The following is a 16,014-nucleotide window of genomic DNA, read 5'->3' on the forward strand; positions in this document are numbered from 1 at the left end:
CAAACCCGAAGCATGCGCCACGCGGCGCGCGCGGCATAGCGGCGCCTGCCCGCCACGGCGCGCCCGCGCGGCGGCGGGCGAAATTGCCGCAAACCCGCGCCAATGCTGGCGCTGGCGCGATCCGGGTGGCGCGGGCCGATAGCGCCGCGTTATGAGCCAGCGACAAAATTCAATGATCGCCGATGCCGCCAGGACCGCCGCGCTGGCCGCCGCACTCGCCGCCGCACTGGCCGCCGCACTGACCGCCGCACTCGCCGCCGCGCGTGCATCCGCGGCCCGGGCCGGTTACAACGTGGCATGGGCACGCGCCATGCGGCTTCGCCCGTCCCGGGCAACACGCCCCACGCAAGGCAACCCGCAAGGAGACCCCGGCAATGAGCTATGACCTCTGGTATTGGGACGGCATCCCCGGACGCGGCGAATTCGTGCGCCTCGCGCTCGAGGCGGCCGGCATTCCCTACCGTGACCGCGCCCGCGAAAACGACGGCAAGAACCACGACGGCGACTCCGCCAGCCTGGTCGAAGACCTGCAGCAGCCCCGCGCGCACCCGCCCTTCGCGCCGCCCTATCTGGTCGCCGACGGCATGACCATCGGGCAGGCCGCCAACATCCTGCTGTATCTGGGCGAGAAGCATGGGCTGGCGCCGGCCGACACCGAGGGCCGGCTCTGGATCAATCAGGTGCAGCTCACGCTCGCGGACCTGGTCACCGAGGTGCACGACGTCTATCACCCGATCGCCGCCGGCCTGTACTACGAAGACCAGAAAGACGAGGCGAGCCGCCGCGCGGCCGACTTCCGCGCCAACCGGCTGCCGAAGTTCCTCGGCTACTTCGAGAAGCTGGTCCACGCCGACAGCGGCTGGCTCACGGCCAACGGCTGGACCTACGCCGACCTCTCGCTCTACTACGTGCTCGACGGCCTGCTGTACGCGTTCCCGCGCCGCATGCTGCGCATCGCGCACGCCTATCCGCGCCTGATGGCGCTGCACCAGCGCGTGGAGCGCCTGCCCTCGCTGCAGGATTACTTCAACAGCCCGCGCCGCCTCCCGTGGGGCAACGGCATCTTCCGCCACTACGACGAGCTCGACCCGCTCGAAGACTGATCGGCCGCCTCGGCCAGCACCTGCTGGGCTGCCGCGAGAAAGCGCCGGCCCAGCAGCGGCAGCGGCGCCAGGTTGGTGTGGGTGGCCCAGATCGGCGCGCTGACGGCCGGCTCGACCGGCCGCAGTTCCACCTGGCCCTCGAGCTCGGGCGTGACGCACCAGCGGTCGACCAGCGCCGGCCCCAGTCCCTGCAGCGCGAAGGCGCAGGCGGTGACCGGCGAATGCACCTCGACCGCCGCCGGACAGGCCGGCGCGCCGCCGAAGAACGGCGCCAGCGCGCGGCCCAGCGGCGTGTCGGGCGGATAGCCGATCCACTGCGCCGACGAGAAATCGGCCGCGTGGATCACCGCATGTTCGGCCAGCGCATGGCCGCGCGGCACCACGCACACCACCGGCACCTCGCCCAGCAGCGTCGAGCTCAGGTTGGGATGCTCGGGCGGCGACATGGACAGGCCCACGTCGGCCCGCCCCGTGAGGAAATAGCCCGCCAGCTCGTCGAAGGTCACGCTGCGGTAGTCCACCCGGCTGCGCTCGTTGCGCTTGCGCATGCGCAGGATGGCCTGCGGCACGAGGCGCTGGCCGAAGCTCGCGCTCGACACCACCCGCAACATGCCCGCGCCGTCGTGGGCCAGCGCCGCGGCGAGGTCGTTGACCCGCTGGATCCCGCCGTAGACCTGCTCGACCTCGCCGTAGAGCCTGCGCGCCTCCGGCGTGGGCACCAGCCGGCTGCGCGCGCGCTCGAACAGCGCGTAGCCCAGCCGCGACTCGGTCAGCGCCAGCACCCGGCTCACGGCCGGCTGCGAGACGTGCAGCGCGCGGCCCGCGCCGCTGATCGAGCCGGCCATCATGATGGCGCGAAAGACCTCGATCTGGCGCAGGTTCAGCGGCCGGCTGCCCTGCGGGCCGGGGCCGGTGTCGTCGGGAAAATCATCATCGGCCATGGCGGCGCATCCTTGCAGGCAATAACGACGAATTATAGGTTTGGGACATTTTTCGATGAGGGACGGTCGAGACCCCGGTGATAACCTGCCCGGCGCAGTATCGAACAAGCCACAACAGGGGAAATACCACATGAACCGATACCTCCAACGCAGCCTGGGCATTGCCGCCCTGGCCGCCACGCTGGTCAGCGCCAGCGCCGTCGCCGCCTTCCCGGACAAGCCGGTCACCTTCGTCGTGCCCTCGGCGGCCGGCGGCTCGCCCGACGTGCTGTCGCGCCTGGTGACCACCCAGCTCGCCAAGGACACCGGCGCCACCGTGGTGGTGGAAAACCGCCCGGGCGCGGCCGGCAACATCGGCATCGCGCTGATCAAGCGCGCCGCCGCCGACGGCTACACCATCGGCTACGGCAACATCAACACGCTGGCGGTCAACCGCTCGCTGTTCAACAAGCTGCCCTACGACGTCGACAAGGATCTGACGCCCGTCGCGCATTTGTTCGACCTCTACAACGTGCTGATCGTGCCGGCCGAGTCGCCGGTGACGTCGGTGCAGGACCTGATCGCGCGCGCCAAGGCCGCGCCCGGCAAGATGTCGTATGGCGCCTCCGGCGTCGGCACCACCGGCCACATGGGCGGCGAGCTGTTCAAGAGCATGGCCAACGTCGACGTGATGTTCATCCCCTACAACGGCGGCCCGGCCGCGCTGCAGGACCTGCTGGGCGGCCGCCTGGACTTCACCTTCGTGAACTCCTCCGAGGCCGTGCCGCTGATCAAGAGCGGCAAGGTGCGCGCGCTCGGCGTGAGCAGCCTCAAGCGCCTGGCGCTCCTGCCCGAGGTGCCGACGCTGGACGAGAGCGGCCTGAAGGGCTATGAGACCGTGGCCTGGGGCGGCGTGGTGGCGCCCAAGGGCACCCCGCCCGAGGTGGTCGACTACCTGAACAAGGCCCTGGTCAAGGCGCTGCAGGTGCCTGAGGTGCGCACCGGCCTGGCCGGCCTGGGCGCCGAGCCCGCAGGCGGCACGCCGGCCGACTTCCAGCGCCTGATCGACGCGGAAACCACCAAGTGGCGCAACATCATCGACAGCGCGAAGATCGAAAAACTCGATTGAGCGCACGACGCGCGGCCGCGGCCGCGCGTTTTTTCTTCCGACGCAGCCAGCAGCAGGTCTCACCCAGATGCAAGCCGATTTCATCATCACCAACGCCCTGATCGTCGACGGCAGCGGCGCGCCCGCCGTGTCGGGCCATGTGGCCGTGCAGGGCCAGACCATCACGGCCGTGGGCCCGTTCGCGCTGCCCGACGGCGTGCCGCAGTTCGAGGCGGGCGGACGGGTGGTGGCGCCCGGCTTCATCGATTCGCACACCCACGACGACGGCTACCTGCTGGCCCATCCGGACATGACGCCCAAGGTGTCGCAGGGCATCACCACGGTGGTCACCGGCAACTGCGGCATCAGCCTGGCGCCGCTGCCCGCGCGCGCCGTGCTGCCGCAACCGCTCGACCTGCTGGGCCCGCCCGAGCTCTGGGGCTACGAAAGCTTCGCCGCCTGGCTCGACCAGTTGCGCGCGCAACCCGCCGCCACCAACGTGATTCCGCTGGTCGGCCACACCACGCTGCGCGTGGCGGTGATGGACGACACCAGCCGCGCCGCCAACGCCGCAGAACGCGCGGCCATGGCCGCGCTGCTGGACGAGGCGATGGCGGCCGGCGCCTTCGGCGTGTCCACCGGCACCTTCTATCCGCCCGCCAGCGCCGCGCCCACCGACGAGCTGCTGGACGTGTGCGCCCCGCTGGCCGGCCGCGCCGCGATCTACGCCACCCACCTGCGCGACGAGGCCGACCACATCGTGCCCGCCATGGAAGAGGCGCTGCAGATCGGCCAGGCCACCGGCGCGCGCGTGGTGTTCTCGCACCACAAGCTGGCCGGCGAGCGCAACCACGGCCGCAGCCGCGAAACGCTCGACATGATCTCCGAGGCGGCCCGGCACCAGCCGGTCTGCCTCGACTGCCATCCCTACCCCGCCACGTCCACGATGCTGCGCATCGATCGCGTGCGGCTCGCGAGCCGCACCATGATCACCTGGTCGCAGGGCTACCCCGCCGCCACCGGCCGCGACTTCGCCGACGTGCAGGCCGAGCTGGGCCTGGACGACGAGGCCACGCTGGCGCGCCTGGCGCCCGCCGGCGCGATCTACTTCCTGATGGACTCGGCCGACGTGACGCGGATCTTCGAACATCCGCTCACCATGGTCGGCTCCGACGGCCTGCCCTTCGATCCGCATCCGCACCCCCGCCAATGGGGCACGTTCACCCACGTGCTGCGCCGGCTGGTACGCGAGGAGCGGGTGCTGAGCCTGCCCGCCGCGATCCACCGCATGACCGGCCTGGCCGCCGAGCAGTACGGCCTGGAGAAACGGGGACTGTTGCGAAAGGAGTATCATGCAGACATCGTCTTATTCGATCCCGACACCGTCTCCGACCTGGCCACCTTCGCCGCCCCCGTGCAGCAAAGCCAGGGCATAGCCGCGGTCTGGGTCAACGGCGCGCTGGTCTGGAACGGCCAGTCGCCCAGTGGCGCGTTGCCCGGCCAGGTGCTCAAGCCTGCCGCACGCGCTGGTTCGGAAGTCGCTTGATGAATCACCCGATGCAACCTTGTTTCCTGGGCGTGCTCGGCGGAATGGGCCCCATGGCCGGCGCCGCCTTCGCCCTGCGGCTCGCCGCCCTCACCCCCGCCAGTGTCGACCAGCAGCACATCCCCACGCTGCTCCTGAACGATCCCCGCATTCCCGACCGCAGCAGCGCGCGCCTGGCCGGCGGCGAGGATCCGCTGCCGCACATGCTCGAGCGCATCCGCTTCCTCAACGACGCGGGCGCGCAGCTGATCGCCATTCCGTGCAACACGGCGCACCTCTGGTACGACGAGATCGCCGCCGCGGCGCAATGCCCGGTGCTGCACATCATCGAGGCGGTGGCCGAAGACCTGAAGCGCCAGGGCATCCCCACCGGCCGCATCGGCCTGATGGGCACGCCCGCGACGCTGGCGCTCAACCTCTACCAGCAGACGCTGGAGAAGCACGGCTACGAGTGCATCGTGCCCACCGCCGACGAAGTGCAGTCGCTGTGCGCCGCCTCGATCGCCGCCGTCAAGGGCAATCGCCTCGACGAGGCGTACGCGCCCGCCGCCGAGTGCATCGCGCGCCTGAAGCAGCGCGGCGCCGACGCCGTGGTCCTGGGTTGCACCGAGCTGCCGCTGGCGGTACCGCACGCGCTGCGTCCCGGCCTGGGCGTGCCGCTCACCGACTCCATCGACGCGCTGGCGCTCGCCGCCATCGGCTACTACGACCGCGTCCGGAACGCGCAACGCCAGGCCGCCTGAGGCCGGGCGCTTCCGATCCGCCCCCGCCGGCGCGCGCCGGCGCGGCGGTCAGGTCCGGAACACCCCCACCGATTCATCGAGTTGCGCGGCCAGGTCGGCCAGGCCGCGGGCGATGCGCGCCGCGTCGTCGGCCAGCGCCGCGTTGCGCTGGGTCATGTCGCCGATGTGGGCCACGGCCGAGTTGATCTGCGCGATCCCGGCCGACTGCTCACGGCCCGCCGTGGAGATGTCGTTCACCAGCACCGCGACCTCGCGCACCTGGGTGGCGATGCCGCCGATGGCCGCGCGCGTGTCGCCGGCATGGCGATGGCCGGCATCGACCTCGGCCAGCGCCGTCTGGATCAGCGCCTCGATGCTCTTGGCCGCCTCGGCGCTGCGCTGCGCCAGCTGCCGCACCTCGCTCGCCACCACCGCAAAGCCGCGCCCTTCCTCACCCGCGCGCGCCGCCTCGACGGCGGCGTTGAGCGCCAGGATGTTGGTCTGGAAGGCGATGCTGTGGATCACGCCGATGATCTCCGACATCTTGCCCGCGGCCGCGCTCATGCCGTCCATGGCCTGCACCAGCGTGTCCACGACCGCGCTGCCCGCGTCGGCCGCCTGCGCCGCGACCCGGGTCTGGTGATCGACCTGCTCGGTGTGGCTGGCGTTCTGCGCCACGGTGGCCGTCAACTGCTCCAGGCTGGCCACGGTCTCCTCCACGTTGGCGGCCTGGCTCTCGGTCTGCGCCGACATGTCGGCGCTGGCCTGCGCGATCTCCTGCGTCTGGCCGTTGATGGTGGAGCTGGCCGCGCGCACGCGCTGCACGATGCCGATCAGGCCGTCGCCGATGCCGTTCACCGCCGACGTGAGGCGGCCGATCTCGTCGGGCCGGCCAGGCTCGGCGCGGGCGCGCAGATCGCCCTGCGCCAGCTGTTCGGCCACGGCCACGGCCCGGTTCAGGCGCCGGCCCACGGTGCGGCGGATCACGCCGAACAGCAGCGCCGTGAGCGCCAGGATCGCGCCCAGCGCCGCGCCGACGTACACCAGCCGCGCGCGCCGCACGTCGGCGGTGAGCTCGGCCAGGCTGGCGCGCCCCACCACCAGCCACTGCCATTCCGGCGCGTAGGCGTGCGCGTACAACTGCTCCTCGCCCTGCTGGACCAGCGCAAAGGCGCCGTCGCGCGCCTGCAGCATGGCCGGCACGAGCGCTTGGCCGGTGTCGTCGACCAGCGCGTCCGCGCCGGTGAGCGCGCTCTTGCCGGCCAGCGCGGCGGGCACGAGATACTGGCCGTGCGCCGCGCCGGGCGCGGCCGCGATCACCTGGTAGCCGCCGCTGGCGCCGACCCGGCGCGACGCCACGTCGCGCTTGAGCGCCTCGGTGGTGGCGGCGATGTCCACGCCCACGAACAGAATGCCGACCACCCTGCCCCCGGCATCCTTCACCGGGCGGTAGGTGGTCATGTAGAAGGTGCCGAACAAGGTCGCCGGGCCGGAATAGGTCTGGCCCTGGCTGACCTTGGCGTAGGCCGCGCTGTCGCGCGCCAGCACCGTGCCCATCGCACGCTGGCCGGCGGCGTCCTTCACCGAGGTCGCCACCCGCACGAAGTCGTCGCCGTCGCGGGCGAACAGCGTGGCCACGCCCTGCGTGCGCGCCGTGAAGCGATCGGGCACGGCCAGGTTCTGGTTCAGCACCACCTCGCCGGCGCGCAGGGTCGGCGCGTCGCGCGCGCCGGCCGGCAGCCGCGCCGCCGTGTCGAGCGCATAGGGCTCGGGCAGGTCGGCGGCAAAGATGTTCATGAAGCGGTCGGCCTCGGTCTGCACGGTGGCGCTGTACATGCGCACCATCGCGGCGATGCCCTGCGCCTCCACGCGCATGCGCTCGGTGACTTCGCGCTCGACGCTGGCCACCATGCCGCGGTACAGGGCCCAGGTGAAACCCAGGAAGACGATGGTGACCAGGCACAGCACCATCAGGGAAAGGCGGGATGCCACGCTCCAGGCGCGGCGGGGGGACGGACGGGTCATGCGGTTCTCGCTCAAGCGTACGACGCCCGGGGAGACAATTCCCCCGGCCACGCCACCTGACTACGACCCGCCGGTCGATAAACTTAAATATTTCAGTGCTATTTGCGCGAGATAAAAGCAACTAAAAGAAATTGCATGCACTTTCGCCGCGCGATCCGTGAGATTGCCGTCTCACGATGACGTGAACCCACGCGTGCAAGCGCCTTGCGCCAGCGCCGCCGCCAAGAAAAAGGCCTGGTTTCCGGAAACCGGAACCAGGCCTGGATGCCCATGCCGCAGCGGCTGAGGGCAGACCCCGAGGTCAGCCGCCGAGATAGGCGCGCCGCACCTCGTCGTTGATCAGGAGGTTCGCGCCCGTGTCCTCGAGCACGACCCGGCCGTTTTCGAGCACGTAGCCGCGGTCGGCCACCTGCAGCGCCTTGTTGGCATTCTGCTCGACCAGGAACACGGTCACGCCCTCTTCGCGGATGGTGCGGATGATGTCGAAGATCTGCGCGATGATGAGCGGCGCCAGCCCGAGCGTGGGCTCGTCGAGCAGCAGCAGACGCGGCCGCGTCATGAGCGCGCGCCCGATGGCCAGCATCTGCTGCTCGCCGCCCGACATCGTGCCGGCGCGCTGCGCCGCCCGCTCCTTCAGGCGCGGGAACAGCTTGTAGACGTGCTCGAGCCCTTCCTGGATCTGCTCGCGCTTGGAGAAGAACCCGCCCATCATCAGGTTTTCCGCCACGGTCAGGTCTTTGAAGACGCGCCGCCCTTCGGGTGAGATGGCGATGCCGCTGCGCATGATGTCATGCGTTTCGGCCTGGGTGATGTCGCGGCCCTCGAACGTGATGGTGCCGCTGCGCGCCCGCGGGTTGCCGCAGGCGGTCATGAGCAGCGTGGTCTTGCCGGCGCCGTTGGCACCGATCAGCGTCACGATCTCGCCCTGGTTCACCTCGACCGACACGCCGTCGAGCGCCTGGATCGCGCCGTAGTAGGTATGGATGTTTTCCAGCTTCAGCATTTACTCTTCCCCCAGGTACGCCTTGATGACGCGCGGGTCGTTGCGCACGGCATCGGGGGTGCCGGTGGTGATCGGCTTGCCATGCTCCATGACCAGGATGCGGTCGGAGATCCCCATGATCAGGCTCATGTCGTGCTCGATCAGCAGCACCGCCACGCCGAACTCGCGGCGCAGCTGGTCGATCAGCGTCTGCAGGTCGCGCTTTTCCTGCGGGTTCAGGCCCGCCGCCGGCTCGTCGAGCATGAGCAGGCGCGGCTTGGTGATCATGCAGCGCGCGATCTCGAGCCGGCGCTGATGGCCGTAGGCCAGGTTGCCGGCCTCGCGGTTGGCCAGCTCGCGCAGGCCCATGAAATCGAGCCACTGGGCGGCCCGGTCGAGCGCGTCGGCCTCGGCCTGGCGATACGACTTGAGCTTGAGCAGGCCCGGCAGCAGGCGCGACTCCACCTGCGTATGCTGGGCCACCAGCAGGTTTTCGAGCACGGTGAGCTGCTTGAACAGCCGCACGTTCTGGAAGGTGCGCACCAGGCCGTGGCGCGCCACCTTGTGGCTGGGCAGGCCGAGGATGGGCTTGCCGTCCATCACGATCTCGCCGGCCGTGGGCCTGTAGAAGCCGCCCACGCAGTTGAACACCGTGGTCTTGCCCGCGCCGTTGGGGCCGATGATGGCGAACACTTCGTCGCGCTTGACCTCGAAGGCCACGCTGTCGACGGCCAGCAGGCCGCCGAAGCGCATCGTGAGGCCGGAGACTTTCAGCAAGGTTTCGCTCATTTACGCAGCTCCACGTGAGGACGCTTCATGGGCAACAGGCCTTGCGGACGCCACATCATCATCAACACCATCACCAGACCAAACATCAACATGCGGTATTCGGCGAACTCGCGCGCCAGCTCGGGCAGCACGGTCAGCAGGATCGCCGCCAGGATCACGCCCACCTGCGAGCCCATGCCGCCCAGCACCACGATGGCCAGGATCAGCGCGGATTCGATGAAGGTGAACGACTCCGGATTGACCATGCCCTGGCGCGCCGCGAAGAAGGCGCCGCCAAAGCCGGCGAACATCGCGCCCAGCGTGAACGCCGAGAGCTTGATGCGGGTGGGATTCAGGCCCAGCGAACGGCAGGCGATCTCGTCTTCGCGCAACGCCTCCCAGGCGCGCCCCACCGGCATGCGTATCAGCCGTGTCGAGACGAACAGCGTGATCAGGGCCAGCGCCAGCGCCATCAGGTAGAGGAACACCACCATGTGCTGGTTCTGGAAGGCCAGGCCGAAGAACTCGTGGAAGGTCTGGCTGCCCTCGGTGCTGGCGCGGCGCGTGAGCTCCAGGCCGAACACGGTGGGCTTGGGAATGCCGGAGATGCCGTCGGGACCGCCGGTGACGGTGTTCAGGTTGATCAGCAGCAGGCGGATGATTTCACCGAAGCCCAGCGTGACGATGGCCAGGTAGTCGCCGCGCAGGCGCAGCACCGGGAAGCCCAGCACGAAGCCGAACAGCGCCGCCATCGCGCCCGAGAACGGCAGCGCCTCCCAGAAGCTCCAGCCGCCCCAGTGATAGAGCAAGGCGTAGGTGTAGGCGCCCACGGCGTAGAAGCCGACGAAGCCCAGGTCGAGCAGGCCGGCGAAGCCCACCACGATGTTCAGGCCCAGGCCCAGCATCACGTAGATCAGCACCAGCGTGGCGATGTCGACGTTGCTGCGGCCGGCGAAGAACGGCCAGATCACCGCGGCGGCGACGATCAGCAGGAACACCCACTTGCGGCCCTTGGTGGGCGCGGCCGGCAGCACCGGCAGCCCGGTCTTGAGGCGGCGGAACGGCACGGCGATCCAGGGCCGCACCAGCTGGAACACGAACACGCCGATGACGGCGATCGCGACCAGGTCCCAGCGCGGCTCCATCAGGGTGCGCGCCCCCTGGCGGATCAGTTGCAGGCCGAAGATGGGGGTGATGATGAACGCGGTCAGGACGGCCGCGATCGTCGCATTCTTGAGAGCGTTGTTGGCCATCAGACTTTCTCTACCTCAGGTTTGCCCAGCAGCCCGGTCGGACGGAACAGCAGAATCAGCACCAGCAGCCCGAACGCCACGATGTCCTTGTATTGCGAGGAGATGTAGGCGGCCGCGAAGGTCTCGGCCAGGCCCAGCAGCACGCCGCCCAGCATGGCGCCGGGGATGCTGCCGATGCCGCCCAGCACGGCGGCCGTGAAGGCCTTGATGCCGGCGATGAAGCCGATGAACGGGTTGAGCTTGCCGACGGTGATGGCGATCAGCACGCCGCCGACCGCGGCCAGCGCGGCGCCCAGCACGAACGTGAACGAGATCACCTTGTTGGTGTCGATGCCCAGCAGGTTCGCCATGTGCATGTCCTGCGAGCAGGCGCGCGACGCGCGGCCCATGCGCGAATACTTGATGAACAGCGTGAGCGCGATCATCAGCAGCACGGTGACCACGATGATCATCACGCGCGAGTACGGCACGGTCACGTCGAAGTCGGAGCCCATGTGGAACTGCAGCGCGCCGCTCACCAGCGAGGGCACCGCCATGTCGCGGGCGCCCTGCCCCAGCGCGACCCAGTTCTGCAGGAAGATCGACATCCCGATCGCGGAGATCAGGGCGACCAGGCGGGGACTGCTGCGCACCGGCCGATAGGCCACGCGCTCGACCGAATAGCCATAGATGCTGGTCACGACGATCGCGACCACCAGCATGGCGGCGATCACGAAAGGCAGGGGCAACCCGCTATTGGTGCCGATGGCGGTCAGGGTGACCAGACCGACGTAGGCACCGATCATGTAAATCTCGCCGTGTGCGAAATTGATCATGCCGATGATGCCGTAGACCATTGTGTAGCCGATGGCGATCAACGCATAGATGGCACCCAGGGACAGTCCGTTGAAGAACTGCTGGGTGAGTTGCGGGAGGAGATCGGACATATTGATTCATGCTCCAAACGGAACCGGCTCCGGTGGTACGACCCGGAGCCGGAAACCTGGGCGTATGCGACAGCGCCGGCGCGACGCCGGCGGCGCGTGTTTACAGCTGGGTCTTCTTGCCGGCCTTGTCCCACTTGAAGACGGCGAATTCGAAGTCCTTCAGATCGCCCTTGGCATCGTACTCGACCTTGCCGATGGCGGTGTTGAAGGTGGTCTTGTGCAGGTAGTCGGCCACCTTGGCGGGGTCTTCGCCCACCGCGTTGATGCTTTCGGCGATCAGCTGGACCGCGGCGTAGGCCGGCATCTGGAAGGCGCCGTCGGGATCGCGCTTGGCATCCTTGAACGCCTTGACCACGCCTTCGTTGCCCGGCAGCTTGGTGAAGTCGGAGGGCAGCGTGACCAGCAGGCCGTCGATGGCCGGGCCGGCGATGGCGACCAGATCCTGGTTGGCCGTGCCTTCCGGACCCATGAACTGGACGTTCAGGCCCTGCTCGCGCGACTGGCGCAGCAGCAGGCCGAGCTCGGGGTGGTAGCCGCCGAAGTAGACGAAATCGACGCCGGCCGACTTGAGCTTGGTGATGATGGCCGAGTAGTCGCTGTCGCCGACGTTGATGCCTTCGAACAGCGCGATGTTGACCTTGTCGGCCTCCAGCGTGTTCTTGACCTGGGTGGCCACGCCCGAACCGTAGGTCTGCTTGTCGTGCAGCACGGCGACCTTCTTGGGCTTGATCGTCTTGGCGATGTAGTGGGCGGCGAACGGGCCCTGCTGGTCATCGCGGCCGATGGTGCGGAAGAAGAAGTGCGGCTTGATCGTGTCGGTGACCAGCGGCGAGGTGGCGCCCGGCGTGATGCCGACGATGCCTTCCTGCTCGTACACGTTGACGGCGGCGACCGTGACGCCGGAGCACGCGTGGGCCACGGCGAACTTGGCGCCCGAGTTGACCACGCGGTTGGCGGCCGGCACGGCCTGCTTGGGCTCGCAGCCGTCGTCGATCAGGATGGGTTCGAGCTTCTTGCCCTTGACCCCGCCCTTGGCGTTGATGGTTTCGATTGCCGTGAGGGCGCCGGCCTGGATCTGGTCACCGTATTGGGTGTTGGGGCCGGTCATGGGCTGGGGAATACCGATCTTGATGGTATCGGCGGCGTGGGCAGCACCTGCGAGTGCCAGTGCCCCGATCGCAAATGCAAGCGGCGTAAAGCGTTGCGACAACTTCATGCGGATTCTCCCGGCTAGAGGGGGTTGGTTCGGTGCGGCTTTGCACCTGCCGGGGGCCGGGCCGATCTGGCCAGGCTTCTGACATGCGCATTACCGGCTTCTTGGGCAAAAAACCAATGTGGGCGGTATTCTGAAAGCAAGCCTAAAGGCTGTCACTGCGTACAATCCCCAGTATTTTCATATCCGGGAAAAAGTGTGACGGATATCGGAAAATGCCGGACGTAATCGTCATGTAAGGCTTTTGTTTTATGCAAATGCCACATTCCTTCCCGCCTTCCCTGTCGCCCAAAAGACAACGCGCCGGCCGCCCTCCCAGGCAACCGGCGCGCGGCCCGCGATATGGCCAGGATCAGCGTGCCTGGGCCACTCCGTCGGCCGGTCGGGCCAGGTTCCACATCAGCGCGCGGAACGGCGCCAGCATGCTGATGTTGACCGCCAGCTTGATGGCCAGGTCGCCCAGCATCCAGCTCACCCACGGCGCGCCGGTCGCCGCGAACGCCACCGAGAAGAAGATGGCGGTGTCGAACACCGCGCCGATCACGCCGGAGAGCAGCGGCGCACGCCACCAGCGCTGGTCGCGCAGGCGGTCGAACACCTGGATGTCGATCAGCTGGGCGCAGATATAGGCCAGGCCGGAGGCCAGCGCGATGCGCGGCGAGGCCACCCACACCGACACGGCCAGCGCCGCGGCAAAGCCGAACCAGGCCACGCGGCGCGCCGCGGCCGGACCGAAGCGCCGATTGAGCACGTCGGTGACCAGGAACGCGATCGGGTACGACAGCCCGCCCCAGGTGAGCCAGTCGTTGAGCGGCACCTGCACCAGGATGTTGGAGCCGACCACCACGGCGCACATGCACAGCACCGCGATCAGGAATTGCGCCACGCGCATGGGCTCGTAGCGGCCCGGCGCGTGGTTGACGGCCGGTTTCACTTGCCGAACTCCTGCGCCAGCTCGCGCGAACGCGCGGCGGCGGCGTCGAGGGCGCGCGCCACCAGGCCACGGAAGTCGGCCTGCTCGAACACGGCCAGCGCGGCGGCGGTGGTGCCGCCCTTGGACGTGACGCGCTCGCGCAGCACGCCGGGGCCGTCTTCCGACTCGGCCGCCAGGCGGGTGGCGCCGGCAAAGGTGCCGAGCGCCAGCTGGCGCGCCTGCTCGGCGCTCAGGCCCAGCTTCAGGCCGGCCTCGATCAGCGACTCCAGGAACAGGAACACATAGGCGGGGCCGCTGCCCGAGAGCGCGGTGACGGCGTCGAGCGCGGCGTCGTCGGCCACCCACACCACCTCTCCCACCGAGCCCAGCAGGCGCGTGGCCAGCTCGCGATCGGCGGCGTCGACGCCCGCGAGCGCGGCCAGGCCGGTCATGCCGGCGCCGACCAGCGCGGGCGTGTTGGGCATGCAGCGCACCAGGCGCTGCCACGGGGCCTCGGCGCTGCCGAGCCATTGCGCCAGCGTGTCGGCGCGCAGGCCGGCGGCGACGCTGATGACCAGGGTGTCGTCGCGCAGCCACGGGCGCGCGGCGGCCACCACCTCGCGCATGTTCTGCGGCTTGACCGCAAAAATCCAGACGCGCGCGCGCGCGAGGGCCGCGTCCGGGGCGGTGGCGGTGGTCATGCCGCGCGCCTGCCAGGCGGCATGGGCGTCGGCGTTGATGTCGACGACGTGGATGTTGCCTGCCGGGCACACCTTGCCGGCCAGGCCGCTGGCCAGCGCGGCCGCCATGTTGCCGCCGCCGATGAATGCGATAGAGAGTTGGTTTTCCATGGGCGAGGATTGTAAACCGCCGGACTGCGGCGCAGAATGGCCAGACTCATCCGGTCCGGGATTTCGCAGGCTCTGCGTCGCGCGGCCATTTGACAGCACACCGGCATGGTGTAAAAGTCACGCCTTTGTCACAAACAATTCATAAGGTGTAACGCCTCGCGCGGTCCGGATCCGGCTCGCGCGGTCGCTCAAACCGGAGGAACAACTCATGCGACCCCAACGTCTCGCACTCACTTTCGCGGCCCTGATGGCCGCCTTCGCGGGTGTCTCGGCCCACGCCGCCACCGAAATCCAGTTCTGGCACTCGATGGAAGGCGCCCTGGGCGACCGCGTCAACGGCCTGGTGGAAGAATTCAACAAGGCCAACCCTGACTACCAGGTCAAGGCGGTCTACAAGGGCAACTACGGTGAGTCGATGAACGCGGGCATCGCGGCGTTCCGCGCCGGCAACGCCCCCGACATCCTGCAGGTGTTCGAAGTCGGCACCGCGACCATGATGTACGCCAAGGGCGCCGTCAAGCCGGTGCAGCAGATGTCCGAGGAAGCGGGCGACCCGATCGATCCGAAGGCCTTCATCGGCGCGGTCGCGGGCTACTACTCCTCGCCCGAGGGCAAGCTGGTGTCGATGCCGTTCAACAGCTCGACCGTGGTGTTCTACTACAACAAGGACGCCTTCAAGAAGGCCGGCCTGGATCCCGAGAAGCCCCCCAAGACCTGGGAAGAGCTGGCCGCCGCGGGCGCCAAGCTGAAGGCCGCCGGCCAGGAGTGCGGCTACACCACCTCGTGGCCGTCCTGGACCCAGCTCGAAACCTTCTCGGCCTGGCACAACGTGCCGTACGCCACCAAGGACAACGGCTTCGGCGGCCTGGACGCCCGTATCGCCGTCGACACCCCGCTGCACGTGCGCCACCTCGAAAACCTGGCCAAGCTGGGCAAGGAAGGCATCTTCATGTACGGCGGGCGCGGCGACGAGCCGAACTCGCTGTTCATCAGCGGCAAGTGCGCCATGATCACCGGTTCGAGCGGCCTGCGCGCGAACATCGCCAAGAACGCCAAGTTCGAGTTCGGCACCTCCACCGTGCCCTACTACGCCGACGTGCAAGGCGCGCCGCAGAACACCATCATCGGCGGCGCCTCGCTGTGGGTCTTCGCCAACAAGAAGCCCGAGGTCTACAAGGGCGTGACCAAGTTCTTCAAGTTCCTGGCCTCGCCCGAAACCGCCGCCAAGTGGCACCAGCAGACCGGCTACGTGCCGGTCACCGTGGCCGCCTACGAGCTGACCCAGAAGCAGGGCTTCTACGACAAGAATCCCGGCACCGACGTCGGCGTCAAGCAGCTCAACGTGCAGACCACCGCCCAATCGCGCGGCCTGCGCCTGGGTTACCTGCCGCAGATCCGTGAGATCGAAGACGCCGAGATCGAGCGTATCGTGTCCGGCAAGACGACCGCCAAGGATGGTCTGGCGAACATCGTCAAGCGTGGCAACGAACTGCTGGAAAAGTTCGAAAAGAGCGTGAAGTAAACACCGGGGCGCGTCCCACTGGCCCGTCGGCACCGGCATTTCCGGGACGACGGGCCTGTCGTTTATGATGCAGCCGCAGCTGCCGCCCTGCCCGGTTTCCGGGCGCGACCGGCAGACTGCGGAATTTTCGTTTCGAGGGGTGCCGTTGCCCTCGACACCGGC

The 16,014-nt window shown here is 68.7% G+C and carries 15 protein-coding genes; 6 read left to right on the forward strand and 9 right to left on the reverse strand.

All coding sequences use genetic code 11. The features are described from left to right. The first annotated feature begins 172 nt into the window (after positions 1-172). Together CEG14_RS25705 and CEG14_RS11545 are read left to right on the forward strand one after the other, a co-directional pair. On the forward strand, positions 173-385 hold the full coding sequence (locus CEG14_RS25705) for a hypothetical protein (protein ID WP_143277203.1): 213 nt from the start codon (positions 173-175) through the stop codon (positions 383-385). Next, positions 375-1,103 carry a glutathione S-transferase gene (locus CEG14_RS11545; protein ID WP_094826499.1) on the forward strand — a complete coding sequence of 243 codons (729 nt, stop codon included), beginning with the start codon at positions 375-377 and terminating at the stop codon, positions 1,101-1,103. The genes CEG14_RS25705 and CEG14_RS11545 overlap by 11 nt, the downstream gene beginning before the upstream one ends. Here the strand turns inward: CEG14_RS11545 and CEG14_RS11550 are convergent. Beyond that, positions 1,073-2,044: a LysR family transcriptional regulator gene (locus tag CEG14_RS11550; protein WP_094826500.1), complete on the reverse strand. Its 972-nt coding sequence runs from the start codon at positions 2,042-2,044 to the stop codon at positions 1,073-1,075. The two genes, CEG14_RS11545 and CEG14_RS11550, sit on opposite strands and share 31 nt — an antisense overlap. 130 nt (positions 2,045-2,174) lie before the next feature. Here CEG14_RS11550 and CEG14_RS11555 point away from each other — a divergent pair, with 130 nt between their 5' ends. From CEG14_RS11555 to CEG14_RS11565, 3 genes are all read left to right on the forward strand, one after another. Continuing rightward, the gene (locus tag CEG14_RS11555) at positions 2,175-3,152 is read left to right on the forward strand and encodes a Bug family tripartite tricarboxylate transporter substrate binding protein (RefSeq protein ID WP_094826501.1); all 978 of its coding nucleotides are present in this window, start codon (positions 2,175-2,177) and stop codon (positions 3,150-3,152) included. A 67-nt stretch (positions 3,153-3,219) separates the two neighbouring features. After that, positions 3,220-4,677, forward strand: coding sequence for an N-acyl-D-amino-acid deacylase family protein (locus tag CEG14_RS11560; RefSeq protein WP_094826502.1), 1,458 nt, complete (start codon positions 3,220-3,222; stop codon positions 4,675-4,677). Continuing rightward, on the forward strand, positions 4,677-5,420 hold the full coding sequence (locus CEG14_RS11565) for an aspartate/glutamate racemase family protein (protein WP_094826503.1): 744 nt from the start codon (positions 4,677-4,679) through the stop codon (positions 5,418-5,420). Before CEG14_RS11560 ends, CEG14_RS11565 begins: the two co-directional genes overlap by 1 nt. 48 nt (positions 5,421-5,468) lie before the next feature. Here CEG14_RS11565 and CEG14_RS11570 read toward each other — a convergent pair whose 3' ends face one another. The 8 genes from CEG14_RS11570 to proC all read right to left on the reverse strand — a co-directional run bounded on the left by CEG14_RS11570 (position 5,469) and on the right by proC (position 14,330). Then, positions 5,469-7,424, reverse strand: a complete 1,956-nt coding sequence (locus CEG14_RS11570) for a methyl-accepting chemotaxis protein (RefSeq protein WP_094826504.1) — start codon at positions 7,422-7,424, stop codon at positions 5,469-5,471. A 301-nt stretch (positions 7,425-7,725) separates the two neighbouring features. After that, positions 7,726-8,427, reverse strand: a complete 702-nt coding sequence (locus tag CEG14_RS11575) for an ABC transporter ATP-binding protein (RefSeq protein ID WP_094826505.1) — start codon at positions 8,425-8,427, stop codon at positions 7,726-7,728. After that, positions 8,428-9,195, reverse strand: a complete 768-nt coding sequence (gene livG / locus CEG14_RS11580) for a high-affinity branched-chain amino acid ABC transporter ATP-binding protein LivG (protein WP_094826506.1) — start codon at positions 9,193-9,195, stop codon at positions 8,428-8,430. It abuts the gene before it with no gap. Next, positions 9,192-10,427, reverse strand: a complete 1,236-nt coding sequence (locus CEG14_RS11585) for a high-affinity branched-chain amino acid ABC transporter permease LivM (RefSeq protein ID WP_094826507.1) — start codon at positions 10,425-10,427, stop codon at positions 9,192-9,194. The genes livG and CEG14_RS11585 overlap by 4 nt, the downstream gene beginning before the upstream one ends. Continuing rightward, positions 10,427-11,353, reverse strand: a complete 927-nt coding sequence (livH, locus tag CEG14_RS11590) for a high-affinity branched-chain amino acid ABC transporter permease LivH (RefSeq protein ID WP_094826508.1) — start codon at positions 11,351-11,353, stop codon at positions 10,427-10,429. The genes CEG14_RS11585 and livH overlap by 1 nt, the downstream gene beginning before the upstream one ends. A 100-nt stretch (positions 11,354-11,453) precedes the next feature. Continuing rightward, positions 11,454-12,569 (reverse strand): high-affinity branched-chain amino acid ABC transporter substrate-binding protein, encoded by a 1,116-nt coding sequence (locus tag CEG14_RS11595; protein ID WP_094826509.1) that lies wholly within the window; start codon positions 12,567-12,569, stop codon positions 11,454-11,456. A 349-nt stretch (positions 12,570-12,918) separates the two neighbouring features. After that, positions 12,919-13,458, reverse strand: a complete 540-nt coding sequence (locus CEG14_RS11600; protein ID WP_094827507.1) for a queuosine precursor transporter — start codon at positions 13,456-13,458, stop codon at positions 12,919-12,921. Positions 13,459-13,496: 38 nt separating this feature from the next. After that, a complete protein-coding gene (gene proC, locus CEG14_RS11605; protein ID WP_094826510.1) occupies positions 13,497-14,330 on the reverse strand; it encodes a pyrroline-5-carboxylate reductase in 834 nt (277 codons plus the stop codon). A 208-nt stretch (positions 14,331-14,538) separates the two neighbouring features. Between proC and ugpB the strand changes: the two genes are divergently transcribed. Then, positions 14,539-15,852 carry a sn-glycerol-3-phosphate ABC transporter substrate-binding protein UgpB gene (gene ugpB, locus CEG14_RS11610; RefSeq protein WP_094826511.1) on the forward strand — a complete coding sequence of 438 codons (1,314 nt, stop codon included), beginning with the start codon at positions 14,539-14,541 and terminating at the stop codon, positions 15,850-15,852. Positions 15,853-16,014 lie beyond the last annotated feature (162 nt).

Source organism: Bordetella genomosp. 1, from assembly GCF_002261335.1.
Classification (GTDB): Bacteria; Pseudomonadota; Gammaproteobacteria; order Burkholderiales; family Burkholderiaceae_B; genus Bordetella.

Bases quoted from the DNA above. Each gene is read 5' to 3' on its own strand.
- CEG14_RS11545 (WP_094826499.1), top strand. From the start codon at position 375: ATGAGCTATGACCTCTGGTATTGGGACGGCATCCCCGGACGCGGCGAA.
- CEG14_RS25705 (WP_143277203.1), top strand. From the start codon at position 173: ATGATCGCCGATGCCGCCAGGACCGCCGCGCTGGCCGCCGCACTCGCC.
- CEG14_RS11560 (WP_094826502.1), top strand. From the start codon at position 3,220: ATGCAAGCCGATTTCATCATCACCAACGCCCTGATCGTCGACGGCAGC.
- ugpB (WP_094826511.1), top strand. From the start codon at position 14,539: ATGCGACCCCAACGTCTCGCACTCACTTTCGCGGCCCTGATGGCCGCC.
- livG (WP_094826506.1), bottom strand. From the start codon at position 9,195: ATGAGCGAAACCTTGCTGAAAGTCTCCGGCCTCACGATGCGCTTCGGC.
- CEG14_RS11600 (WP_094827507.1), bottom strand. From the start codon at position 13,458: ATGCGCGTGGCGCAATTCCTGATCGCGGTGCTGTGCATGTGCGCCGTG.
- CEG14_RS11565 (WP_094826503.1), top strand. From the start codon at position 4,677: ATGAATCACCCGATGCAACCTTGTTTCCTGGGCGTGCTCGGCGGAATG.
- CEG14_RS11555 (WP_094826501.1), top strand. From the start codon at position 2,175: ATGAACCGATACCTCCAACGCAGCCTGGGCATTGCCGCCCTGGCCGCC.
- CEG14_RS11575 (WP_094826505.1), bottom strand. From the start codon at position 8,427: ATGCTGAAGCTGGAAAACATCCATACCTACTACGGCGCGATCCAGGCG.
- CEG14_RS11570 (WP_094826504.1), bottom strand. From the start codon at position 7,424: ATGACCCGTCCGTCCCCCCGCCGCGCCTGGAGCGTGGCATCCCGCCTT.
- CEG14_RS11550 (WP_094826500.1), bottom strand. From the start codon at position 2,044: ATGGCCGATGATGATTTTCCCGACGACACCGGCCCCGGCCCGCAGGGC.
- proC (WP_094826510.1), bottom strand. From the start codon at position 14,330: ATGGAAAACCAACTCTCTATCGCATTCATCGGCGGCGGCAACATGGCG.
- CEG14_RS11595 (WP_094826509.1), bottom strand. From the start codon at position 12,569: ATGAAGTTGTCGCAACGCTTTACGCCGCTTGCATTTGCGATCGGGGCA.
- CEG14_RS11585 (WP_094826507.1), bottom strand. From the start codon at position 10,427: ATGGCCAACAACGCTCTCAAGAATGCGACGATCGCGGCCGTCCTGACC.
- livH (WP_094826508.1), bottom strand. From the start codon at position 11,353: ATGTCCGATCTCCTCCCGCAACTCACCCAGCAGTTCTTCAACGGACTG.